The organism is Ruegeria sp. AD5 (assembly GCF_056542345.1).
Genome location: NZ_JBQFZR010000001.1, coordinates 536,777 through 559,957, shown reverse-complemented (window position 1 = coordinate 559,957; position 23,181 = coordinate 536,777). Strand labels below are relative to the sequence as shown.

Here is a 23,181-nt window from a genome sequence, read left to right as displayed (position 1 = left end):
TTGCGCAGACTTCTTACCCATAGGAATCATACCAAGAGCAGCCATTGCGCTTTAGCAAACTCAAACTGACCGGCTTCAAAAGCTTCGTGGACCCGACCGATCTGATCATCGCGGACGGGCTGACCGGAGTGGTTGGTCCGAATGGCTGCGGCAAGTCCAATCTGCTGGAAGCGTTGCGCTGGGTGATGGGTGAAAACCGTCCCAAATCCATGCGCGGTGGCGCGATGGAAGATGTGATCTTTGCGGGCGCTGCCACTCGGCCTGCGCGCAACTTTGCCGAGGTGGTCCTGACGATGGACAACTCGGAACGTTTGGCGCCATCCGGCTTCAACGACAGCGACCAGTTGGAAATTGTCCGCCGCATCACCCGCGATGTGGGCAGTGCCTACAAGACCAACGGCAAGGACGTGCGCGCCCGCGACGTTCAAATGCTGTTCGCGGACGCCTCGACCGGAGCGCATTCGCCTGCGCTGGTGGGGCAAAACCGCATTGCCGAACTGATCAACGCCAAACCCCGCGCACGACGTCGCATTCTGGAAGAGGCCGCCGGCATCTCCGGGCTTTATCAACGCCGCCACGAGGCAGAACTGAAACTGAAAGGCACCGAGGCCAACCTGACCCGCGTGGATGACGTGCTGGAACAATTGGGCGGGCAGTTGGCACAACTCGCCCGTCAGGCCCGGCAGGCGGCGCGGTATCGCGAGATCGGCGAGCTGTTGCGTCAGGCCGAAGGGATGCTGCTCTATCGCCGTTGGAAAGAGGCCGACATGGCCCGTCAGGCGGCCGAGGAAAAGCTACGCGACCGGATCACCGAAGCCTCTCGCGCCGAGGCATCCGCCCGTGAATCCGCCGCCAAACGCGCTGAGATCGAGGAAACCCTGCCGCCCCTGCGTGAGGAAGAGGCCATCGCCGCAGCCGTCCTGCAGCGCCAGCAGGTGCAGCGCGATCAGCTGTCGGATCAGGAAACCCGCGCACGCCAGACGATCGAGACTCTGACCAACCGTATCCAGCAATTGGGCAACGACATCGAACGCGAATCCGGTCTGAACCGGGACGCGGGTGAGATGATCGAACGGCTCGAATGGGAGGCCCGCGAGCTTGCAAAAGCCGCCGATGGCTATGACGAAAAGGTCGCTGAAGCTGCTGAAGTTGCGCGCGAGGCCGCGTCGGTGTTGCAGGATCGCGAAGATCACCTGTCGCTGGAAACCGAAGACATGGCGCGTCTGGTGGCTCGCCACCAATCGGCGCAACGACTGGTTGAAGACAGCCGCAAGACACTGGTTCGTTCCGAGGGCGAGGAAGAAAAGGCCCGCGCCGCCGTGGACGAGGCCCGCAATGCCCTTTCCCGTGCCAGCGAGGCGTTCGAGACCGCGCAAGAGGGTGAGGAAGAAGCCCGCGAAGCTGCTGAGGCAGCGGAAGAAGCACTGGCCGCCGCCGACGAGCTGCGCAACGATACACAGGCGCGTGAGGCCGAGGCCCGCGCCAAACGCTCCGAGGCCGAGGGTGAACTGGGCGCGATAAGGGCCGAGACCACCGCGCTGGCCAAGCTGGTCGAACGCGACACGGCTGAGGGTGGGCAAGTGCTCGACATGCTGCGGGTGGCAACGGGCTTTGAAAAGGCATTGGGGGCTGCGCTGGCGGATGACCTGCGTGCACCGTTGGTCGAGGGCGACGGACCTTCAGGTTGGGTGCAGGTAGCGGGCTATGACAGCGACCAGCCCTTGCCCGACGGGGCCGAGCCGCTGGCGTTGCATGTGTCCGGCCCCGACCGCCTAAGTCGCCGTATTGCGCAGATCGGTCTGGTCGATGCGGATCAGGGCGCGCGCCTGCAGGCGTCGTTGAAACCGGGTCAACGCTTGGTCTCACGCTCGGGAGATTTGTGGCGCTGGGACGGATTCCGCGCCTGGGCCGAGGATGCACCAAGCGCTGCCGCCCTGCGTTTGGAACAGCTCAACAAGCTTGAGGCGCTGAAACAGGAACTGACACGCACCGAGGCGCAGGCCGACGGCGCGCGCGCCGCGCATGAAGCGCTGTCGCAGCAACTGGCCGACGTCACCGAAGCCGACCGCCGCGCCCGCGAGGCCCGCCGTGCCGCGGATCAGCGCATGGCGGAAACCGCGCGGATGCTCAGCCGGGCTGAGGCGGATCGAAATCTGGCGCAGGGCAAGCTGGAAACACTGACCCTCGCGGTCGACCGTCACAAGGAAGACGCCATGTCCGCCCGCGCACAACTGCGTGAGGCTGAAGGCGCGTTGACTGGCCTGGGCGATCTCGACAGCGCCCGCGCGCAGGTCGAGGACATCAAGCAGACGGTCGAGGCGGCGCGGATCACCATGCTGACCCACCGCTCGACGCATGATGAATTGCGCCGCGAGGGCGAGGCGCGCACCCGGCGCACGCAGGAGGTGACTAAGGACCTCAGCGGTTGGCGGCATCGTCTGGAAACGGCGGAAAAGCGGATATCGGAACTGGCCGAACGCAAGGAAAGCTCGGAAGAAGAACTGACGGAGGCGATGGCGGCCCCCAGCGAAATCGCCGAGGCACGGGAAGAACTGAACGAGCTGATCGAAACCGCTGAGGCTCGGCGCGCCGAAGCCGCCGACAAGTTGGCCGAGGCCGAGACCCAGCAGCGCGAGGTGGTTCTTGCCGAGCGCGAAGCCGAACGTCTGGCCTCGGAGGCGCGCGAAAGCCGCGCGGCGGCTGAGGCGCGTTGCGACGCCGCCAAGGAAAGCGTAGTCGCCGCAGCAGAACGCATTGCCGAGGATCAGCAACTGACGCCGAACCAGCTGCTGAACCAACTGGACGTGAACCCTGATCAGATGCCCGCCGCCGACGCACTTGAAGCCGAAGTGAACCGCCACAAGCGTCAGCGCGACGCCATGGGCGCAGTGAACCTACGGGCTGAAGAGGACAGCAAAGAAGTTCAGGAAGAATTCGACACGCTGAACGGCGAAAAGGCCGATCTGGAGGAGGCGATCAAGGCCCTGCGCAGCGGCATCGCCAGCCTCAACCGCGAGGGTCGCGAACGCCTGCTGACCGCGTTCGAGCAGGTGAATTCCAACTTCGCCATGCTGTTCAAGCACCTGTTTGGTGGCGGTGAGGCCAATCTGGTCATGGTCGAAAGCGACGATCCGCTGGATGCGGGCCTTGAGATCATGTGCCAGCCGCCGGGCAAAAAGCTCTCGACTCTCAGCCTGCTTTCGGGCGGCGAACAGACCCTGACCGCGACGGCGTTGATCTTTGGCGTGTTCCTTGCCAACCCCGCCCCGATCTGTGTGCTGGATGAGGTCGACGCCCCGCTGGACGATGCCAACGTCACCCGCTTCTGCGACTTGCTGGACGAGATGTGCCGCCAGACCGATACGCGTTTCCTGATCATCACCCACCACGCGGTGACCATGGCGCGGATGGACCGTCTGTTTGGCGTGACGATGCAGGAACAGGGCGTCAGCCAGCTGGTCTCGGTCGACCTGAAAAAGGCCGAGCAGATGGTCGCCTGAGCGATCACCGCAACGTTATGACCCATTCCCGGCTTGCCGGGTTAGGGTAGCGTATGACCCGATCACTGATCTTTTTTCTGCTATGCGCCACCCCACTTGCGGCCGCCGAATGGGCCACTAAACCCGGAGACCAGCCGCTTTCTCCGCAAGAGCTTGAGGCTTTGGCGGGCCAGACTCTGACATTCTATGATGACGGTCAGTCCAAATACTCGGCCGGAGGGGCCTATTCCTATACCTATGCCAGCGGAGAATCCGCCTTTGGCACCTATTCCATCGCCGGGGACGGCAGTGTTTGCATCGCGTATCGCAATGGGTTCAGTCGATGCGACCTATATGTCCGCAGTGGTGAGCGGTTGATCCTGATCGACGAGAAAGGCGATCGCTATCCGGTCAGAGCGAGTAATTGATCTGTTATTCCCGATCTATTGGTAAATTTGATAGAGGCTTTGAGTAAAAACGGAAGAAAACGGGATAATCATCGTCAAATCAAGTTGTAGAATGCCCTGGATCGAAAAACTGATGGGGATGCCAAATGTGCCGTTTTTTGGCTTGGGTTGGGGAGCAGCGATATCTGGATGAATTGATTCAGGAGCAAGAGCAATCGCTTGTCATTCAAAGCCGCAACGCGTTGATTGGGAAGACACCAATCAATGCCGATGGGTTTGGACTGGCCTGGTATTCTGATCGCGAAACGCCCTGTTTCTACAAGGACACTCATCCCGCGTGGTCCGATGCAAATCTCAAACAACTGGCTCATCACACACGATCACGACTGTTTTTGGCCCATGTAAGAGCGTCGACAGGCACTGCGACCTCGCGCAACAACTGTCACCCATTTGGATTTGGCAAATGGAGCTTCATGCACAATGGCCAGGCTGGAGGGCATGACCAAATCCGGCAGCAGCTCGATGCTATGATCCCGGCACATTTATACGGGCACCGAATGGGTGCGACAGAAAGTGAAGCGATCTTTTTGATTGCTCATGGCGAAGGTCTGGATTCAAATCCGATCGACGCAATGGCACGGGCCGTGGGGCGGGTGGAAGCGCTGTCCCGACAATGCGGATCGTCGCCTTATATGCGGTTCGCTGCGTGCTGGTCAGATGGCAGCCGTGTATTTGCGGCGCGCTATGCGTCTGATCGTTATGCACCCAGTTTGCATTACCGGGCCTCTGAAGACGGGATAGTGATATCTTCCGAGCCGCTTGATGCAGACAGTGACGGCTGGGTTGAAATACAGCCCAATACCGCCATCGTCACAGAAGGCTCGCTGGTATCTATCCATGCGTTTGATCCGTCAGTGAAACGTGAACCTGCAAAGGTTGCCTAGGCGCTGACCCTTATAGCTGCTTCAGCAGCTGTGTCGTTGGCCACGCATCCGCTGGCAAACCCAGACGCAATTGTTCAGCCTGCACAGCCGCACGCGTTCCGGCCCCAAGGATGCCGTCGATCTTGCCCACGTCGTGCCCGCGCGCCTGCAGTTTGCTCTGCAACTGTTTCATTTGCGCGCCCGTCAGCCCCGGCGCTGGATTACCTGCATCGTAAATCTGCGCGCCTTCCAACCGTGTGCCGAAATAGGCGGCGGTCAGGACGTAAACGAAGCTCTGGTTCCATTCGAAATAGACATCGAAATTCGGGTAAGCCAGAAAGGCGGGTCCTTTATGCCCTTGTGGCAGGATCAGCGAGGCAGGCAGATTTGCCAACGACCCACTGCGCGCCTGCACGCCCATCGCCTGCCATTCGGACACCGAGCGGGGCTTGCCGGGGCCAGAGAGAGACCAGTCCATCTGCGCGGGGACGGTGACCTCTTGCAACCATGGCTGACCCGGTTGCCAACCCAGATGCGACAGCATCTTGGCCCCGGACATCAGTGCATCCGGCGCCGATGTTTTTAGCGAGACCTTGCCGTCTCCGTCCCCATCCACGCCGTTTTCCAGAATGTCGCGGGGCAGCATCTGGACCATGCCGATTTCACCGGCCCAGGCTCCGGTGGTGCGGGCGGGGTCAAAATTGCCCTGGCTGTACAGCTCGATCGCGGCGAAAATCTGCGGGCGGAACAACTCGGGGCGGCGGCAGTCGTGGGCCAGCGTCACCAGCGCGTTGCGGGTGTTGAAATCGCCCTGAAAGGACCCGTAGTCGGTCTCGAACGCCCAAAATGCCAGTAGCACACCGCGCGAAATGCCGTATTCCTGCTCAATCCGGTCAAACACCGCGTCGTATTTGCCCGACATGGCCTTGCCCCGGTCGATCCGGTTCTGTGAAATCAGGCGCCGCGAGAAGTCGATGAATGGTTTCTGGAATACGCCCTGCGCGCGGTCGGCTTTCAGAACGGCTCCGTCCTGCTGCACGCCCTTGAAAAAGCTGTTGACGGTGGATTTGTCGTAACCCTGCTGAATGGCTTCGGCTTTCAGCCCTTTGACGAAGGTATTGAACCCACCGCCGCATTGGGCGAGTGCAGGCGAGGCGAAGAGGGCGGCGGCAATAAGGCCGGAAAGGAAACGCATAAGGCTGATCCGTCAGAATATGAAGTTGAACCCAACCCACACCGACACGAGCCCAAGCGCAAGCCCCCATACCTGCCAGAGCATGTCTGATGCGCGAAAAACCTCCGCCGCGTCGATATTCTGCCGCGCATTCCCGTTCACCCAAGCAAGATCCCGCATCTGGCCATCATAGCTGCGCGGTCCGGCCAGTGCGATATCAAGCGCACGTGCCATCGCGGCCTCGGGCCAGCCTGCGTTGGGTGAGATATGGCGGCGTGCATCCTCAACCATCTCTCCCCAGCGCGACCATTGGCTGGACAGCGCGACGATCATTACGAAGGTCAGGCGTGCTGGGACAAGGTTCAGCACATCATCCAGCCGCGCCGCTGCCCAGCCGAAGGCGCGGTATTTGTCGTTGCGATAACCGATCATACTGTCGGCGGTGTTGACGACCTTGTAAACCAGCAGCCCCGGCAGACCTGCGACCAGAAACCAGAAGGCTGGGGCAATCACCCCGTCGCTCAGGTTTTCGGCGGCGCTTTCGATGGCCGAGCGCGCCACCTGCGCCTCGGTCATATCTCGCGTATCGCGCGAGACAATCATGGCGACCTGCGCGCGCCCTTCGGCAAGCGAGGTCAACAGGCCTTCGCCAACTGCGCGAACATGGGTGATCAGGGATTTCTGGGCCAGAAGGATGGCGCAGACCACGATCTCGACGATCGGACCAAGCAGCTCCAGCAACCGGCCAAGGATGAGTGCCACCGCAACCAGGATGAGCACCGTCGCAACCCCTTTGAGGCGGCGATACGCCCCATGGTTCAGCCGGTTGTCCAGCCAGCCAATCGCGTTGCCCATCAGTACGGCAGGGTGGCGAATCCGCGACCACAGCCAATCCGGCTCACCCAATGCTGCGTCCAGACACATAGCGCAGACCAATAGGAACGCGGTGCTCACAGCGCTGCTTCCAACCGGGCCCAACCATCTGCTGGCGGTAATCCAAGGCGCAGGTAGGTCCGGGAATAGGGGAAAATTCGGCTCCAGATATGCGCCCGCGCCAATCGGTCTTGCCAGGCGGTCGCGTCATCAACGTCGTAGAGGCGGAACAGGCTGGTGCCGCCAATCAGCCGCGCACCTTTGGACGTTAAAAGCTGATCCAACCGTGTTGCTTCATTTGCCAGACGCATGCGCGTTTCATCAGTCCATTTTACATCGTGCAACGCTTGCGCGCCGATCCGCAGTGCCGGGCCGGATACGGCCCATGGTCCGGTCAGGTCGTTCAATCGTGCAATCAGATCGGGTTGGCCAATTGCAAAACCCAGTCGCAACCCGGCCAACCCCCAAAATTTGCCAAAGCTCTTCAGCACCACGATGCCGGGCCGCTGGGCCAGATGAATCAGCGAGGCTTCGGGCGTTACGTCGCAGAAGCTTTCATCGATCACCGCCAGCGGCGCGTCGACATCCGCGTCCTGCCAGATGCGCCCATCAGGATTGTTGGGGTTTACGATGACACGTGCCTGAGCCGGGCCGCTCTCGTGCACCGTCCAACCCTGAGCGGTGAATGCAGCGGCATGTTCGTTATAAGTGGGCATCGTGATCTGCACGCGGCCGGCTTTGGTCAGCGCGGGCACGCGGGCAATCACCGCAGAGGCACCAGGCGATGGCAGAATCTCGGCCCCATCAGGCACGTTCCAAAACACCCGCGCCGCGTCCGAGAGGCGTTCGAACGCGCCATGATCCGGCAGTTCCTTCCAGTCCGGAGGCTGCAGGCCCGAGACCTCATAAGCATGCGGATTGATCCCCGTGGACAGATCGATCCAGTCTGCGCGCGTGCCCCCAAACCGCGTCATCGCGCCATCCAGCCCTCCGCCATGATCGCGCGCAGCCCGAGGGTTCAATCTGTCATCCTGTCCAACCATCTGCCCCAGCCGGAATCGCCTATTTCTCATGCTTCAAGCGGATTTTTGCCGTTCTTACAAGCGAATCCGCCCGATCACGGCGCTGTGCGGGCCTTGTTAACACTTTGTTAAGGAAATCGCGTGATCACGGACAACAGGGGTCGGCACCACTCACCCATATCACGTGCCGAGGTTGTTGCAAATGAAAGTACTGATTGTTGAGAGTAACCCCGATCTAGGTCGGGTCTGGCAGCGGCATCTGCAAAGGCAGGAGGCCGAAGTCACGCTGGTCGAAACGCAAGAGGCCGCGATCCTGGCACTGTATGGTACCGCATTCGATATCATCGTGCTGGATCTGGTTCTGGAAACCGGCAGCGCCTTGGCGGTTGCCGATTTCGCAAGCTATCGCAGGCCCGAGGCGCGAGTGATCTTCGTCACCAACACCACATTCTTCTCGGACGGATCAATCTTTGCCCATAGCGCCAATGCCTGCGCCTATGTCCAAAGCTCGACCCCGCCCGAGGATCTGGCGGCCATGGTCGAACACTACGCCGCCGGGCGCTGATCTCGTCCATGAGGTTCTGAATAGTCCAACGTTGGATTCACTGGAATAATTCGGTGCGGATTGATGCTGTCATGGCTGAAGTGATAGTGGCGCACGATGTGGTTCATGTTCACTGTCTGCGCCACGCCGGGCCATTGATATAGCTCCCGCGTAAAGGCCCAGAGGTTCGGGTAGTCCACCAACCGACGCTTGTTGCACTTGAAATGTAAATGATAAACCGGGTCGAACCGGATCAATGTGGTGAACAGGCGCCAGTCGGCCTCAGTCACGCGGTCACCCATAAGATAGCGGTTCCGGGCCAGACGATCCTCAAGCCAGTCCAGCGTGTCGAACAGAGGGCCAACCGCGGCGTCATAAGCTTCTTGCGAGGTGGCAAAGCCGGATTTGTAGACCCCGTTATTGACATCGGAATAGATGCGCGCGTTGACCTCTTCGATCTCGTCCCGCATTGCCTCGGGCCAGTAGTCGTCTGTGTTGCCGGTGATCCCGTTGAAAGCCGAGTTGAACATGCGGATGATTTCCGAGCTTTCGTTCGACACGATCGTTTTCTCAACTTTGTCCCACAGGATCGGCACCGTCACGCGGCCCGAATAGTTGGGGTCGGCACGGGTATAGATCTGATGGGCAAAATCATGCCCGAACAGCTTGTCGCCGGTCGCGCCATGGTCGTCGGTCTCAAAGGTCCAACCTTTGTCCAGCATGTCAGGATGCACGACCGAGACCGAGATATGGTCGCTCAACCCCTTCAACTCACGAAAGATCAGCGTGCGGTGCGCCCAAGGACAGGCGTGGCTGACATAGAGGTGATAGCGTCCGCTTTCGGCCTCGAACCCGCCGCGCCCCGAGGGGCCGGGCGCGCCATCGGCGGTGATCCAGTTGCGAAACTGTGCGGCCGAGCGTTTGAACGCCCCGCCTGTGGATTTGGTGTCATACCAGGTGTCATGCCATTCGCCGTCGACAAGCAGGCCCATCGTTATTCCTTTCGCATTGCGATTGGGTCAAAGATAGGCCGTCTTGCGCCACGATCCTATTTCACCGGGCGCGCATCAGGCCTGCATGCGCGCACAGGTGGGGTGCGGTGTCTGGGCACCAGAACCGCAATGCCAAAACTTATGTGACGCCGTTCACTGGATTTTTACAGGAATCGCGTCAGACTAATGAGTGTTAAGGGGGGAAGTTTATTATGAGTACCTATGTTTCCAAGGAAATTCGCGCCGAATTGGATGCGGCCCGAATCGCTACCCTCAAGAAATCCAGCCGTTTACGGGTGGAGGTTGGCGACAATAGCTTCAAAATTTTGACATTGTGGAAGGATGGTTTCACCGTCGAGGCCGAAACCACGCCGCGCCTGCGTGGGCTCGTCGATATCTATGACGGTGCCAATCACATGTATCAGTGCCTGATCATCGCAGACGAAGAAGCGGTGGGTGAAATGCGCTATGAGTTCAAGCGTAACACTGTGGCGACGGACAAGGCTCCACTGGATTTCTACCGCGCCCCGGATGCGCCGATCGCACTGCTTGAAAACCGCGACTGACGCGCGCACCGTTTGATCTTTGGCACCGACGCGCCACCGGCGCACGGGCGGCAATGGGGCCTCAAGATTCGCAGGGATCAGGCCGGACGGTTTAGTCGGAGGCCGTCAGGGTCAGGTGCACAGGAGCCAAACCATCGATGCCGCCTTCAATTCGGTCTCCGGCGACCACAGGCCCGACCCCGGCGGGTGTGCCGGTCAGGATCAGATCGCCGGGGCGCAAATGGTAGAAGCCCGATAGATGGGAGATCAGTTCATCGATCTTCCAGACCAACTCTGACAATGTGGCGTCTTGTACGACCCGCTCATTGACGCTCAGATAGATGCGCTTGTCATCAGATGGGCTCCAGTCATCGGCGCGGGTCAGCGGAGCGAAGACCGCGCCGTTTTCCACATCCTTGCCCAGATCCCAGGGACGCTGTTTGTTGCGCTCACGAATCTGCAGGTCGCGGCGCGTCATGTCCAGGGCACAGCCGTAGCCAAAGATCGCGGCTTGGGCCTGCGCGGCCGTGGCCTGAAAAACCGGCTTGCCGATGGCAACGGCCAGTTCCATTTCATGATGATAATCCTCGGTCCCTGCCGGATACGGCACATGCGCTCCGGTTAAAACCGCGTTGGGCGCGGATTTGGTGAAGTAAAACGGCGCCTGACGATCCACCTCATGCCCCATCTCGGCAGCGTGGGCGGCATAGTTGCGGCCCACGCAAAAAATCCGTCCGATCGGATAGGTCGCCTGTTCCCCCTGCACCGGGATGCTTGGGATGTCCGGAAGCGTAAAAAGGTGGTTGGGCATGACGTGCCTCCGTTTTTTTTGAACGGGGTTCATTGTAAATCGCCAAAGGCTGCCTTCAATCGCGCACAGGCCTCTTCAACCCGCTCGCGTTGGGTGGCCAGATTGAAGCGCTCGAAGGTTTCTCCACCGGTGCCAAAACCGGGGCCAGAGGATGTCGCGATCCGCGCATCTTCGCGTAGGCGGCGGACAAACTCATCGTGGCTCATACCCGTGCCCGAAAAATCGACCCATGCCAGATAGGTCGCCTGCAGAGGCATCGACCACAGGCCCGGTATCTCGGCGATGGCAGCATCAAACAGCTTCCGGTTCGCGTCCAGGTGGGCAATTTGTTCATCGACCCATTTTGCACCTTCCGGCGAATAGGCGGCGGTAATCATCGCCACCCCCAGCGCGCTGGGGTCATAGTCCAGCGTTGTGATCCGGTGCCGCATCTCGGCCCGCAGCTTGGCATCAGGAATGATCATGTTGCCCGTACGCTGGCCTGCGATGTTGAAAGTCTTCGACGCTGCAGTCAGGGTCACGGTCCAAGGGCGCGCATCCGGGGCGGCCACATCCATCGGCACGAAAGTATTGCCCGGATAAACCAGATCGTGGTGAATCTCATCCGATACCAGGATCAACCCGTTACGCTCGGCAAACGCCGCCACCGCGTGCAGCTCCTCCGATGTCCAGATCCGGCCCGAGGGGTTCTGCGGCGAGCACCACAGCAGCAGCTTTTCTGACCCGTCCAGCCGCGACTGCGCATCATCCAGATCAAGCGCGTAGGTCTCCCCATCCCGCACCAGCGGGCATTCGACCACGCGGCGGCCGGATTTGTTCACCTTATGGGCAAACTCATGGTAGACGGGCGTGAAGATCACCACCCCATCCCCGGGTTTGCTCCAGACATCCAGACACAGGGCGATCGCATTGCCCAAGCCCTGCGAGGTCAGCACCCAATCGGTGTCGATCTCCCAATTGTGGCGGGTATTCATCCACCACTGGATCGCGTTCAGATAGTCCGGGTGCATCCAAGAATAACCAAATGCACCATGATCGGCCGCTTCCCGCACCGCCTCGATCACGCAAGGGGCGGTGGCATAGTCGGAATCAGCCGTCCACATGGCCAGCCCATCCTCGGGCGAAACCCCGTAAAGCTGCTCCATCTTGTCCCATTTTGAAGAGTTGGTGCCCCGGCGGTCGATCAGGTCGTTGAAAGTCATGTCATCTCCATCTGTCGAGGCGAAAGCTAACCACAAATCCATCAGGTGCAAGGGGGCCGTTGCGGAGGCGGGCGCGATGGCCTAAATCAGCCCCATGAAACGCAATATCCTGATCCATCCCGATCCCCGCCTGAAAAAGGTCTGCGCGCCGGTGGCCGACATCACCGACGATCTGCGCAAACTGGCTGATGACATGCTGGAGACGATGTATGACGCGCCCGGTATTGGCCTTGCCGCGCCCCAGATCGGTGTTCTGGACCGGCTGATCGTGGTGGATTGCGTCAAGGAAGAAGGCGAGGCCCCACGCCCGCTGGTGATGTTCAACCCCGAGGTCATCGCGTCCTCGGACGAGACAAACGTCTACGAAGAAGGCTGCCTGTCGATTCCCGAGCAATATGCCGAAGTCACGCGCCCGAAGACGGTTGATGTCACCTGGCTGGACCGCGACGGCAATCTGCAGCAGGAAACCTTTGACGATCTCTGGGCGACCTGTGTTCAGCACGAGATCGACCATCTGAACGGCAAGCTGTTCATCGATTATCTCAAGCCGCTTAAACGCCAGATGATCACGCGCAAAATGCAGAAGCTCAAGCGCGAAAAGGCCCGTACATGACTGTGCGAACCTGCCTGCCATGGCCCGACAAGCGCCTGCGCACCAAGGCCGAGGTTGTCACCGAGATCACCGATGACATCCGCGCCATCTGGGACGATATGATCGACACGATGGAGGCGATGCCGGGTGTCGGCCTCGCCGCGCCTCAGATCGGGGTGATGCTGCGTCTGGCCGTCGTGGATGGCTCGACCCAGCGGGGTAAAGCCGTGCGGCTGGCCAATCCCGAGATCCTGCACAGCTCGGTCGAACTGCGTGAGCATGACGAGGCCAGCCCGAACCTGCCCGGCGTGTCCGCCAAGGTGAAACGCCCCCGCGCGGTAACGGTGAAATTCCTCAACGAACAGGGCCAGATCGACCGCCGCGATTTCGTCGGCATCGAGGCCACCAGCGTGCAGCACCAGATCGACCACCTGAACGGGCGGATGTATTTCGACCACCTCAGCAAGGTCAAACGCGACATGCTGCTGCGCAAGGCGCGCAAATCCACGTAGGCCGGGCTTCAGCCCGGCACCCCAACACCTTCGGAGCCGACGATGCGCATAATCTTCATGGGAACCCCCGATTTCTCGGTCCCGGTACTGGATGCGCTGGTGAACGCGGGGCACGATCTCGCCGCCGTCTACTGCCAACCCCCGCGTCCTGCGGGCCGGGGCAAAAAGGACTGCCCAACGCCGGTCCACGCCCGCGCCGAGGCGCTGGGTCTGGACGTCCGCCACCCCACCTCGCTGAAATCGCCCGAAGAACAGGCCAGCTTTGCCGCGCTGAACGCCGATATCGCCGTTGTTGTGGCCTATGGCCTGATCCTGCCGCAAGTCATTCTGGATGCGCCGACCCATGGCTGCCTGAACATACACGCCAGCCTGCTGCCGCGCTGGCGCGGGGCCGCCCCGATCCATCGCGCAATCATGGCGGGCGATGCGCAAACCGGCATCTGCATCATGCAGATGGAGGCCGGGCTGGACACCGGCCCCGTTCTGCTGCGCGAAGCCACCGATATCGGCATCGAGGAAACCACCGCGCAACTCCATGACCGCCTGTCGGATTTGGGCGCGGCGCTGATCGTTGAGGCTCTGGCCGAACTGCCCAGCCTTACACCGGACCCGCAGTCCGAAGAGGGCGTGACCTACGCCGCCAAGATCGACAAAGCCGAGGCGCGGATCGACTGGTCGGCCCCCGCATCTGAAGTCGACAGAAAAATCCGCGGTCTCTCTCCATTCCCCGGCGCTTGGACCGAGGTCGGGGGCGACCGGATCAAACTCCTCGCCTCCCGGCTGGCCGAAGGGCAGGGCGTACCGGGTGAGGTGCTGGATGACCACCTGTGCGTGGCCTGTGGCGAAGGCGCGGTTGAACTGCTGCGCTTGCAAAGGGCAGGCAAGGGCGCGCAGGATAGGGAAACTTTTCTGCGGGGCTGGCCCATCCCGGTCGGCACCCGCCTGTCATCGGAGTAAGCTTGCATGGTCATGATCATGATGGGCACAGTCGTGATTGCCGGGATTGTGGGCTATCTGTCTGAACAGACTGGCTTTACCCATAACGGCTATCTGCAATCGATCATCATCTGCGTGGGTGGTGCGTTCCTTTTCTATTTCGTCCGCATCATGTTCGGCATCAGCTTTGGCCCGCCGGGGCTGGACGCGGTGCTGTCCTCGATCGGTGCGCTGATCATCGTGCCCACGCATTGGAGGAAATGACATGCCGATCATCGCCCTGATCATCGTCGGAGCTGCTGCAGGGTTCCTTGCCACACGTCTTATGCGGATCGAGGCCGATATCCCTACCACCATGCTGATCGGCATCGTCGGCGCTTTGGTGGGCGGCTTGGTCCTACGCACGCTCATCACCGTGATGGGCTGGCTCTCAGGGTTTATCGGGGCCGTTCTGGGGGCGCTTTTGGTGATATGGATTTGGCAGACATATATCCGCCGCTGATCGCTTGACCCGACCGTGATCTGCGACCAATGTCCCGTCAATTCTTTGTTGAAAGGCCTCTCATGTCGCATGATCTGACCGCCGGAGACGTCGCGCTGATGGGCGTGCCGTTGGACCTGCATTCTTCGTTCCTGCAAGGCCCCGCCTTTGCGCCGGGTCGCATCCGCGAGGCGTTGCATTCCGGCGCGGCCAACCTGACCGCCGAGGATGGCACTGATCTGGGCGCAACCGACCGTTTCAAGGATACCGGCGATCTGGATGTGTTCGAGATGATGGGGCAGGAACCCATCGACCGGATCGAGGCAGGGGCCGCCGCCCGGATTGAAACCGGCGCACGGCTGCTGTCATTGGGCGGTGATCACTCGGTGGCCTTTCCGCTGATCAAGGCGCATGCCGACCGGTATGAGGGGCTGAATATCCTGCATATCGACTCACATCCCGACCTCTATGACAGTCAGCAGATCGGCCCGCTGGGCCATGGCTGCCCGTTTGCCCGCGTGATGGAAACCGGCAAGATCAACCGTCTGGTGCAGGTCGGGATCCGCACCATGAACAAGCACCAACAGGAACAGGCCGACAAGTTCGGGGTCGAGGTAATCGACATGCGCAACTGGAGCCCCGATCTTGAGATCAGCTTTGATGGCCCGGTTTATCTATCACTGGACCTTGACGCGCTGGACCCCGCCTTTGCCCCCGGGGTGTCGCATCACGAACCCGGTGGCCTCAGCACGCGTGAGGTGATCGACCTGATCCACCGGTTCAAGGGCCAGTTGATTGGCGCGGATATTGTCGAGCTGAACCCGCATCGCGATCCCTATGGCATGACCGCCATGGTGGCGGCGAAATTCGTCAAGGAAATCGGCGCGCGGCTGCTCAGTCGCTAACGTTCGTCGCAGATTGCGGCAGTGCCAAGGCGAGGGGCGGACCGTGTAGTCATGTCGAACCGGTTCGCCTCGGACGCCGTCATCCAGTGCATCTCTTCCTCGGATGCTGCATCCAGCGTGAACCAGTAGAAGTCGGGATCGATGCCGATATCTTCGAAATAGTTCAAATACCGGTCATGCTCGGGGTGATCTTCGGGTAGCTCCGCAGCGACATAGCCGCCGCCGCCCCAGCTGTGTACGCCCACGCAGGCGCCGGGTTCCAGCACGCGTCGGTTACCCGCTAGAAACAAATCGGTGCCGCCCGAGGCCACCAGCCCGTTTGACGGAACCACCGTGTCGAACCCTTCCTCACGCACTACGCGACTGAAGACCACATTCGAGTCATCATCGACCGAACCTTCGATATTTTGCAGCACCAGCGTCTTGATCTCGGGGTTCTCGTCCATCACTTCTTCAAACGCGCTGAGCGTTGTGTGGTCGATCGTTCCGGATGCGACGATCTGATTGCCCACTGCCGTGAAGCTGACCGGGGCGTATTGCTCTGCACATGCCGTTAGCAGCAGTGCCGTGGCCAGAAACGAAAGTCTGTAGGTCATCGCGATCTCTTGTCCGTTTCTATCCTATTGCCGAGGCGGTCGGGCCTTGTAAACCGGCAACTGCCAACTGAACAACAGAGATCCGGCGCGCAACGCCCAGCAAATCAATGCACATAAGCCCAATGCCAGCAGGCCTTCCAGCCCGAGGCGGGTGGCAAACACAGCGGTCAAGGCTCCGATAAAGGCGCAGGATACGTAAAGCTCACCTTGTTTCAGTACCAGTGGCACCTCGTTGCACACCACGTCACGCATCAAGCCGCCCAAACAGCCCGTGGTCACCCCCATCAGCACTACGATGATACCGGATTGATCCAACGACAACGCCGCACCCGTGCCAGCAGCGACCGCGATGGACAGGGCGAAACTGTCCAACCAGACCAGCCAATTATACCGGCTTTCCACCAGATGAGCGGTAAAAAATACCAGCACCGCAGCGCCGCAAGCGATCAGGATATAAGCGGGCTGACCGACCCAGAAGATCGGATGTCGGTCCAGCAGCAAGTCGCGTACGGTACCACCGCCCACTGCCGTCAGACAGGCGATGAAGGCAAACCCGACCAGATCAAGCTGCGCTCGGCTGGCCACCAGCGCACCGGTCAGCGCAAAGACCAAAACCGAGGCGTAATCCAGCAGGGCAAGCCCGCTCACGCCTGCGCCTTCTTAGGTTTGAATGGGGCCATGCCAGCGCGTGCCAACTCGTCGGCCTTTTCATTCTCCGGGTGGCCCGCATGGCCCTTGACCCATTCCCATGTCACCTGATGCCGCTCTTGCGCCTCATCCAGCCGCTGCCACAGATCGACATTTTTGACCGGCTTCTTGTTCGACGTCTTCCAGCCGTTCCGCTTCCACCCGAAAATCCATCCCGTAACGCCGTTCTTCACATAAGCGCTGTCGGTGACGATAGTCAGTTTCGAGGGCCGCTCCAGCGTCTCCAAAGCACTGATTGCAGCCAGCAGTTCCATCCGGTTGTTGGTTGTCTCGGCTTCGCCTCCGCTCAGCTCGCGTTCTTTCAGGATGGTCTCGCCATCCATCGCGCGCAGCAGTACGCCCCAGCCGCCGGGGCCGGGATTTCCGGAACAGGCACCATCGGTATAGGCAAAGAGATCAGGCATGAGCGAATACCAGAATGAACCCGTCGTAAGACCCGGCCAAACCTTTCCCCATTCCCTGCACGGTACGATCAATGGTGAAACCTGCCGAGGTCAGGGCGTCCTTGATCTGGGCCTCTGAATAATAGGTATAGTAACGGTCCAAATCATCACGATGCTCGCCCGTGCCCAGCTTCATTCCCAGGAACAGCTGCCCGCCCGGCTTCAGTGCGGTGTGGATCGCGTTCAGATGACGCGGGAAATCGGCGCGCGGGGCGTGCAGCAGGCAGAAACTGGCATAGACGCCGTCATACTCTGCCACCTCGGTGACGTCATCGAAGGTGCCAAGGTGGGCGTCGACACCGTTGCTCCGCGCATGTTCAACAAAGGCAGGGGTTGCATCCAGCGCCCGTACCTTCAGCCCTTGCCGCATCAGAAACGCGCTGTCTGATCCGGGACCCGAGCCCAGATCCAGCACATATCCACCCTCGCGGACCGCATCTACAAAAGCCTGACGCGCCTCTAGCTGCTCGATGGGCAGGGGGATCCTTAGGTAATCCGCAACGCGATCCGTGTAGGCCTTGATGGTCCGTTCATCACTCACAGGTAAACTCCCACAGCAAGACAGGTCAGCACGACAGCGGTTAGCAGGACGCGCAGCCGCATCCACCAGACCGGGGTCAACCGCCAATATGAGAACATGGCGTCCAGCAAAAGCAAGCCCGCAAACCCATACATCAGGTTGGTGCCCGCATTCACCGGACCGCCGCCGGTCGTAAAAAATGCCCAAAGTGCAGGCAACACCGACAAGGTGTAACAGGCCGCAGCTTTGCTGCCTGAGGTTTTGGTGGCGAAGCCCCACAACACGCCCGACATGAAACTCAGGATTACCGAGCCATAAAATAGCTGAATATACGGCCCCACGAAGCGCGACCCCAGCGTCTGCCGACCCCAATCGTTCAAATCACCGTTCAGATAAGTCAGCGCGCCCCAGACAAACGGGATCAGCCCAGCCAAACCAAGGAATAACGGCGCGCGGGGGATGCCGCTCATGCTGGTTCCCGCAATACGCGGGGAACTTTGAACTCGACATTCTCGACAGCGGTTTCGACCAGCTCGACGGTGACATCGTAGTGGTCGCGGAATGCATCGATCACCTCGTTCACCAGCACTTCGGGCGCGGATGCCCCGGCGCTAACCGCAATGCTGGAAATTCCTTCCAGCGCACGCCAGTCGATCTCGGTCGCGCGCTGCACCAGCTGCGCATAACTGCATCCGGCGCGCGAGGCGACCTCGACCAGACGACGTGAATTCGATGAGTTCGGCGCACCCACCACCAGCAAGGCATCGGCTTTCGGAGCGACGGCTTTCACCGCTTCCTGCCGGTTGGTGGTGGCATAACAAATGTCTTCCTTGTGCGGCCCGACGATGGCGGGGAAGCGGGCCTCAAGCGCGGCAATAATGTCCTTGGTGTCATCCACCGATAGGGTTGTCTGGGTGACAAAGGCCAGCTTTTCGGGGTTACGCACAGCGACCTGCGCCACATCTTCTACCGTTTCAACCAGCAGTACCTCGCCATCGGGCAGCTGTCCCATGGTGCCGATTGTTTCGGGATGGCCCTTGTGACCAATCATGATCATCTGCAGCCCGGCATCCGCGTGGCGCTGCGCTTCGACATGCACCTTGGATACAAGCGGGCAGGTGGCGTCGACATATATCATCTCGCGCTGGGCTGCTGTGGCGGGCACCGATTTTGGCACACCGTGGGCCGAGAAGATCACGGGGCGATCATCAGGGCATTCGTCCAGCTCCTCGACAAACACGGCACCCTTGGCGCGCAGACCGTCGACGACGAATTTGTTGTGAACGATCTCATGGCGCACATAGACAGGCGCCCCCCATTTTTGAAGGGCCATTTCCACAATCTTGATGGCACGGTCCACACCAGCGCAGAATCCGCGCGGGGCGGCCAGATATAATGTCAGCGGCGGCTTTGTCATTCGGCGATCTCCTGGACCGAACACCTAGGTCTTTTCATTGCCATGGTCCAGACAGCACTGCGTCATTTCACTGACATGAATCGCTGTTAGCACAAGGGTGTTTTCAGCACCTATACCTTTAAAGTCGCGCGGCCAGGGCTTCTGGCCCTGGCCGCGCATATTCTTGCCAACCCCCATTGGTGAGTGGTGGGGTTTGGTGGGGTCAGTGCCCGCCTGCAGCTGCGACGCTGCGGGGTTCAGTCGGCATCTCTCGCGGAGGGCGGCCGATCACGTCGCGCAGGTCTTCCAGCTCAATGAAGTTATCGGCCTGGCGGCGCAGTTCGTCCGAAATCATCGGCGGCTGGCTACGGATGGTCGAAACAACGGAAACACGTACGCCCTGCCGTTGCAGGCTTGCGATCAGCGGGCGGAAATCCCCATCGCCCGAAAACAGTACGATATGATCAACGCGTGGTGCCAGTTCCATGGCATCGACGGTAAGCTCGATATCCATGTTTCCCTTGACCTTCCGACGCCCCATGCTGTCGGTGTATTCCTTGGCCGGTTTGGTGACCATGGTGAAGCCATTATAGTGCAGCCAGTCCACCAGAGGCCGGATCGGGGAATACTCGTCATTTTCCAGTAGCGCTGTGTAGTAGAAAGCTCTAAGCAGTTTGCCTCTGCGCATAAATTCCTGACGCAGCAACTTGTAGTCGATGTCAAACCCCAGTGCTTTGGCGGCTGCATAAAGATTCGAGCCGTCGATGAACAGCGCTAGCCGTTCGTCCTTGTAAAACATAAAATGGTCCTTCCGGTATAAGCCACCGCACCGTGAGCTCCGTGAGTGATAAAGTAATAGGTCAGTGCAATGGTGTCCTTAAAATAGGTGTTTTAGGCTTTATCGCAAGTATTCTCTGGTCCGAATATGGGGTCTGAAGTGGACAAAACCTTGTCAAAAGCGGTCATTGCCCTAGGGGCAAATCTCAGTCTGAGAGGTTGTGGGCCCAAGGTGACACTTGAGCGGTCGCTGATCGCGATGGCCGAAGTGGGCTTGGTGATTCGCAAGACAAGCCGGTTTTTTGCCACCCCATGCTTTCCGGCAGGGGCAGGGCCGGACTATGTCAACGCAGCGGTTTTGATCGAATCGGACCTCACGCCACAGGGTGTTCTGGACCTGCTGCACCGCATCGAACATGATTTTGAGCGCGCCCGTGAACAGCGTTGGGGCATGCGCACTCTGGACCTCGATCTGGTCTTTTGGGATGAACTTGTGCTGCCGGATGACGCCGAATACCAGCGCTGGCTGACCCTTCCCCCCGAAGATCAGACCAAATCTGCGCCGGAACACCTAATCCTGCCCCATCCGCGCTTGCAGGACCGCGCTTTTGTGCTTGTTCCCATGATGGATGTCGCCCCCGATTGGCGCCATCCCGTTCTGGACCGGACAGTGACGCAGATGGTTGCAGCCTTGCCACCCGATGAGGTGGCAGAGGTCAAGCCTCTGTGATCCTCGCATTTGCGGCATTTCTTGCTTGTCAAGGCGGGGATTCGCGCTTAGATAAACCCCTTCCTGCCACGGATTCATTTACGGAGAGCGCCCCATGGCCCGCGTTACGGTCGAAGATTGTGTAGACAAGGTCCCGAACCGGTTCGAACTGGTGATGCTTGCAGCCCACCGGGCGCGCGAGATTTCTGCTGGTGGCCCGATCACCGTTGACCGCGATAACGACAAGAACCCTGTCGTCTCGCTACGCGAAATCGCCGACGAAACCCAAAGCGCTGATGAGCTGCGCGAGCGTCTGATCGAAGCCAACCAGACCCAGATCGAGGTTGATGAGCCCGAAGAAGATCAGATGGCCCTGCTGATGGGTGCGGAATCTGACAAGCCTGCGGATGACGACATGTCGGAAGAAAAGCTCCTGCGCGCTCTGATGGAGGCCCAGGGCCAGGGGTAACCCAAGCGACAAAGGTGCGGACCGGATGATTTCAGAAGAAGACCTGATTGCGCTGGTCCGCAATTACAATCCCAAGACAAATGCCGACCGCATCGAAAGGGCCTATGAATTTGGCCAACAGATGCATGAAGGCCAGTTCCGCCATTCCGGCGAGCCCTATTTCTCTCATCCCGTTGCCGTTGCCGCCATCCTGACCGAACAGCGTCTGGATGATGCGACCATTATAACGGCCCTGTTGCACGACACGATCGAAGACACCAAAGCCAGTTATGGCAAGGTTACCGAACTGTTCGGGGATGAGGTCGCCAAGCTGGTCGATGGCGTCACCAAGCTGACCAACCTGCAGCTGTCCAGCCGTGAGACCAAACAGGCCGAGAATTTCCGCAAGCTGTTCATGGCCATGTCCAAGGACCTTCGGGTTATTCTGGTCAAACTCGCCGACCGCCTGCACAACATGCGCACGATCAAGGCGATGCGCCCTGAAAAGCAGGTGCAAAAAGCGCGTGAGACAATGGATATTTACGCGCCGCTTGCGGGCCGGATGGGGATGCAATGGATGCGCGAGGAACTTGAAGACCTTGCCTTCCGCGTCCTGAACCCCGAAGGCCGCCAGTCGATCATCCGCCGCTTTATCACTCTGCAACGCGAAACCGGCGACGTGATTCATCGCATCACCGGCGACATGCGGCACGAATTGGAAAAGGCGGGCATTGAAGCCGAAGTCTTTGGCCGTGCCAAGAAACCCTATTCGATCTGGCGCAAGATGCAGGAAAAGGATCAGGGTTTCTCACGTCTGTCCGACATCTACGGGTTCCGCATCATCACCCAGACCGAAGAAGACTGCTATCGCACACTCGGTGCCATCCACCAGCGCTGGCGCGCGGTGCCAGGGCGATTCAAGGACTATATCAGCCAGCCGAAATCGAACGGTTATCGCTCGATCCACACAACGGTTTCGGGGCGCGACGGCAAACGGGTCGAGGTTCAGATCCGCACCCGCCAGATGCATGACGTGGCCGAAACCGGCGTTGCAGCGCACTGGTCCTATCGCGACGGTGTGCGGTCCGAAAACCCCTTTGCGGTTGACCCGGCAAAGTGGATCGCAAACCTGACCGAGCAATTCGACAGCGAGGATGATCATGAGGATTTCCTCGAAGCTGTGAAGCTCGAGATGTATTCGGACCAGGTGTTCTGCTTCACCCCCAAGGGCGATGTGGTGAAACTGCCGCGTGGGGCGACGCCGATTGATTTTGCTTACGCAATCCACACCCGCATTGGTCATGCCTGCGTGGGGGCCAAGGTTGATGGCATTCGTGTGCCGCTCTGGACCCGGCTCAAGAACGGTCAATCGGTTGACATCATCACCGCCGATGGCCAGAGCCCGCAGGTCACTTGGCTTGAGATCGCAGTTACCGGCAAAGCCCGCACCTCGATCCGCCGCGCCTTGCGCGAGGTCGACCGGGAACGCTTCATCAAGCTGGGTAAGGAACTGGCCCGCGCCGGGTTCGAAAACCTGGGCCGCAAAGCCACCGACAAGGCGCTGGAAACCGCTGCAAAACACCTGCGTTTAAAAGATCGGGACGAGTTGCTGGCCCGTCTGGGCAGTGCCGAGTTGACCGCCCATGAGGTGGTCGAAGCGGTATACCCCGAACTCACCAAGGATGATGGCGACGCGATCTCGCCCCGTCGTGCTGTGATCGGGCTTGAACCGGGCCAGAAATTCGATCGTGCCCCCTGTTGCCAGCCACTGCCGGGCGAGCGCATCGTCGGAATTACTTATCGTGGCAAAGGTGTTGTCGTGCACGCCATCGACTGCGATCGCCTGACCGAGTTTGAAAATGAACCCGAGCGCTGGGTTGATCTGCACTGGCATTCGGGCACCCACCCCGCCGTCTATGGCGCGACGCTGGATTTGACCATCGGCAATGATGCCGGGGTGCTGGGGCGTATTTGCACATTGATCGGCGAGAAAAAGGCCAATATCTCGAACCTCGAATTTGTCGACCGCAAACCGGATTTTTATCGGCTGATGATCAATGTCGAACTTCGCGATCTTGAACAGCTGCATTCGCTGATGCTGATGCTCGAGGCTGAAAGCGACGTTGCTGCGGTCGAACGGTACCGGGAAAGTGCGAAACCCGCCGTTGCGGCTGGCTGAGAAGGGG

At 60.0% G+C, this 23,181-nt stretch carries 27 protein-coding genes; 14 read left to right on the top strand and 13 right to left on the bottom strand.

Annotated features, from left to right (window positions below):
* Positions 1-44: 44 nt before the first annotated feature.
* The 3 genes from ACR0JG_RS02805 (at position 45) to ACR0JG_RS02795 (ending at position 4,830) form a co-directional block, all read left to right on the top strand.
* A complete protein-coding gene (locus ACR0JG_RS02805; protein WP_480567461.1) occupies positions 45-3,500 on the top strand; it encodes a chromosome segregation SMC family protein in 3,456 nt (1,151 codons plus the stop codon).
* Between the two features lie 53 nt (positions 3,501-3,553).
* Positions 3,554-3,907: a hypothetical protein gene (locus tag ACR0JG_RS02800; protein WP_170625094.1), complete on the top strand. Its 354-nt coding sequence runs from the start codon at positions 3,554-3,556 to the stop codon at positions 3,905-3,907.
* Between the two features lie 125 nt (positions 3,908-4,032).
* The gene (locus ACR0JG_RS02795) at positions 4,033-4,830 is read left to right on the top strand and encodes a class II glutamine amidotransferase (RefSeq protein ID WP_170425170.1); all 798 of its coding nucleotides are present in this window, start codon (positions 4,033-4,035) and stop codon (positions 4,828-4,830) included.
* A gap of 10 nt (positions 4,831-4,840) precedes the next feature.
* On the opposite strand, the gene ACR0JG_RS02790 is transcribed toward ACR0JG_RS02795, so the two are convergent.
* Genes ACR0JG_RS02790 through cobD form a run of 3 tightly spaced genes read right to left on the bottom strand, consistent with a single transcriptional unit; the run spans position 4,841 to position 7,899 of the window.
* The gene (locus tag ACR0JG_RS02790; protein ID WP_170565092.1) at positions 4,841-6,004 is read right to left on the bottom strand and encodes a lytic murein transglycosylase; all 1,164 of its coding nucleotides are present in this window, start codon (positions 6,002-6,004) and stop codon (positions 4,841-4,843) included.
* Positions 6,005-6,016: 12 nt separating this feature from the next.
* Positions 6,017-6,937, bottom strand: coding sequence for an adenosylcobinamide-phosphate synthase CbiB (cbiB, locus tag ACR0JG_RS02785; RefSeq protein ID WP_480537032.1), 921 nt, complete (start codon positions 6,935-6,937; stop codon positions 6,017-6,019).
* Positions 6,934-7,899, bottom strand: a complete 966-nt coding sequence (gene cobD, locus ACR0JG_RS02780) for a threonine-phosphate decarboxylase CobD (protein WP_480569004.1) — start codon at positions 7,897-7,899, stop codon at positions 6,934-6,936. Before cobD ends, cbiB begins: the two co-directional genes overlap by 4 nt.
* Positions 7,900-8,080: 181 nt before the next feature.
* Here cobD and ACR0JG_RS02775 point away from each other — a divergent pair, with 181 nt between their 5' ends.
* On the top strand, positions 8,081-8,443 hold the full coding sequence (locus ACR0JG_RS02775; protein ID WP_008756687.1) for a response regulator transcription factor: 363 nt from the start codon (positions 8,081-8,083) through the stop codon (positions 8,441-8,443).
* On the opposite strand, the gene ACR0JG_RS02770 is transcribed toward ACR0JG_RS02775, so the two are convergent.
* Positions 8,425-9,414: a glutathione S-transferase family protein gene (locus ACR0JG_RS02770; protein ID WP_170508496.1), complete on the bottom strand. Its 990-nt coding sequence runs from the start codon at positions 9,412-9,414 to the stop codon at positions 8,425-8,427. The genes ACR0JG_RS02775 and ACR0JG_RS02770 overlap by 19 nt on opposite strands.
* A gap of 212 nt (positions 9,415-9,626) precedes the next feature.
* Here ACR0JG_RS02770 and ACR0JG_RS02765 point away from each other — a divergent pair, with 212 nt between their 5' ends.
* The gene (locus ACR0JG_RS02765; RefSeq protein ID WP_170392635.1) at positions 9,627-9,980 is read left to right on the top strand and encodes a hypothetical protein; all 354 of its coding nucleotides are present in this window, start codon (positions 9,627-9,629) and stop codon (positions 9,978-9,980) included.
* Positions 9,981-10,071: 91 nt separating this feature from the next.
* Here the strand turns inward: ACR0JG_RS02765 and ACR0JG_RS02760 are convergent, their stop codons facing one another.
* Both ACR0JG_RS02760 and ACR0JG_RS02755 read right to left on the bottom strand, forming a co-directional pair.
* A complete protein-coding gene (locus ACR0JG_RS02760) occupies positions 10,072-10,770 on the bottom strand; it encodes a fumarylacetoacetate hydrolase family protein (protein ID WP_170609756.1) in 699 nt (232 codons plus the stop codon).
* Positions 10,771-10,799: 29 nt separating this feature from the next.
* A complete protein-coding gene (locus tag ACR0JG_RS02755; protein WP_480567459.1) occupies positions 10,800-11,972 on the bottom strand; it encodes a MalY/PatB family protein in 1,173 nt (390 codons plus the stop codon).
* A gap of 94 nt (positions 11,973-12,066) precedes the next feature.
* Between ACR0JG_RS02755 and def (ACR0JG_RS02750) the strand changes: the two genes are divergently transcribed.
* From def (ACR0JG_RS02750) to speB, 6 genes are all read left to right on the top strand, one after another.
* On the top strand, positions 12,067-12,585 hold the full coding sequence (gene def / locus ACR0JG_RS02750; RefSeq protein WP_170392632.1) for a peptide deformylase: 519 nt from the start codon (positions 12,067-12,069) through the stop codon (positions 12,583-12,585).
* Positions 12,582-13,076, top strand: coding sequence for a peptide deformylase (gene def / locus ACR0JG_RS02745; protein WP_480567457.1), 495 nt, complete (start codon positions 12,582-12,584; stop codon positions 13,074-13,076). The genes def (ACR0JG_RS02750) and def (ACR0JG_RS02745) overlap by 4 nt, the downstream gene beginning before the upstream one ends.
* A 42-nt stretch (positions 13,077-13,118) precedes the next feature.
* Positions 13,119-14,033, top strand: coding sequence for a methionyl-tRNA formyltransferase (fmt, locus tag ACR0JG_RS02740; protein WP_480567456.1), 915 nt, complete (start codon positions 13,119-13,121; stop codon positions 14,031-14,033).
* A gap of 6 nt (positions 14,034-14,039) precedes the next feature.
* Positions 14,040-14,276: a hypothetical protein gene (locus ACR0JG_RS02735; protein WP_170587944.1), complete on the top strand. Its 237-nt coding sequence runs from the start codon at positions 14,040-14,042 to the stop codon at positions 14,274-14,276.
* Between the two features lies 1 nt (position 14,277).
* Positions 14,278-14,514, top strand: a complete 237-nt coding sequence (locus ACR0JG_RS02730) for a GlsB/YeaQ/YmgE family stress response membrane protein (protein WP_170392628.1) — start codon at positions 14,278-14,280, stop codon at positions 14,512-14,514.
* Positions 14,515-14,576: 62 nt separating this feature from the next.
* Positions 14,577-15,398 (top strand): agmatinase, encoded by an 822-nt coding sequence (speB, locus tag ACR0JG_RS02725; protein WP_170402328.1) that lies wholly within the window; start codon positions 14,577-14,579, stop codon positions 15,396-15,398.
* Here the strand turns inward: speB and ACR0JG_RS02720 are convergent.
* The 7 genes from ACR0JG_RS02720 to ACR0JG_RS02690 form a co-directional block, all read right to left on the bottom strand.
* Positions 15,395-15,994 carry a COG3904 family protein gene (locus ACR0JG_RS02720; RefSeq protein ID WP_480567455.1) on the bottom strand — a complete coding sequence of 200 codons (600 nt, stop codon included), beginning with the start codon at positions 15,992-15,994 and terminating at the stop codon, positions 15,395-15,397. The two genes, speB and ACR0JG_RS02720, sit on opposite strands and share 4 nt — an antisense overlap.
* Positions 15,995-16,018: 24 nt before the next feature.
* Positions 16,019-16,642, bottom strand: a complete 624-nt coding sequence (locus ACR0JG_RS02715; RefSeq protein WP_480567454.1) for a trimeric intracellular cation channel family protein — start codon at positions 16,640-16,642, stop codon at positions 16,019-16,021.
* Positions 16,639-17,106: a ribonuclease HI gene (gene rnhA / locus ACR0JG_RS02710; RefSeq protein WP_170733738.1), complete on the bottom strand. Its 468-nt coding sequence runs from the start codon at positions 17,104-17,106 to the stop codon at positions 16,639-16,641. The genes ACR0JG_RS02715 and rnhA overlap by 4 nt, the downstream gene beginning before the upstream one ends.
* A complete protein-coding gene (locus tag ACR0JG_RS02705; protein WP_170662891.1) occupies positions 17,099-17,686 on the bottom strand; it encodes a class I SAM-dependent methyltransferase in 588 nt (195 codons plus the stop codon). The genes rnhA and ACR0JG_RS02705 overlap by 8 nt, the downstream gene beginning before the upstream one ends.
* Positions 17,683-18,135 carry a DUF3429 domain-containing protein gene (locus ACR0JG_RS02700; RefSeq protein ID WP_170392622.1) on the bottom strand — a complete coding sequence of 151 codons (453 nt, stop codon included), beginning with the start codon at positions 18,133-18,135 and terminating at the stop codon, positions 17,683-17,685. The genes ACR0JG_RS02705 and ACR0JG_RS02700 overlap by 4 nt, the downstream gene beginning before the upstream one ends.
* Entirely contained in the window at positions 18,132-19,082 is a 951-nt protein-coding gene (ispH, locus tag ACR0JG_RS02695) for a 4-hydroxy-3-methylbut-2-enyl diphosphate reductase (protein WP_170392621.1), read from the bottom strand. The genes ACR0JG_RS02700 and ispH overlap by 4 nt, the downstream gene beginning before the upstream one ends.
* A gap of 202 nt (positions 19,083-19,284) precedes the next feature.
* Entirely contained in the window at positions 19,285-19,860 is a 576-nt protein-coding gene (locus ACR0JG_RS02690) for a LabA-like NYN domain-containing protein (protein WP_039541714.1), read from the bottom strand.
* Positions 19,861-19,986: 126 nt separating this feature from the next.
* On the opposite strand from ACR0JG_RS02690, the gene folK reads away from it, so the two are divergent.
* The 3 genes from folK (at position 19,987) to ACR0JG_RS02675 (ending at position 23,174) form a co-directional block, all read left to right on the top strand.
* The gene (folK, locus tag ACR0JG_RS02685; RefSeq protein WP_480567453.1) at positions 19,987-20,568 is read left to right on the top strand and encodes a 2-amino-4-hydroxy-6-hydroxymethyldihydropteridine diphosphokinase; all 582 of its coding nucleotides are present in this window, start codon (positions 19,987-19,989) and stop codon (positions 20,566-20,568) included.
* Positions 20,569-20,662: 94 nt separating this feature from the next.
* On the top strand, positions 20,663-21,016 hold the full coding sequence (gene rpoZ / locus ACR0JG_RS02680; RefSeq protein WP_010437681.1) for a DNA-directed RNA polymerase subunit omega: 354 nt from the start codon (positions 20,663-20,665) through the stop codon (positions 21,014-21,016).
* Positions 21,017-21,041: 25 nt separating this feature from the next.
* Entirely contained in the window at positions 21,042-23,174 is a 2,133-nt protein-coding gene (locus ACR0JG_RS02675) for a RelA/SpoT family protein (protein ID WP_170392619.1), read from the top strand.
* Positions 23,175-23,181 lie beyond the last annotated feature (7 nt).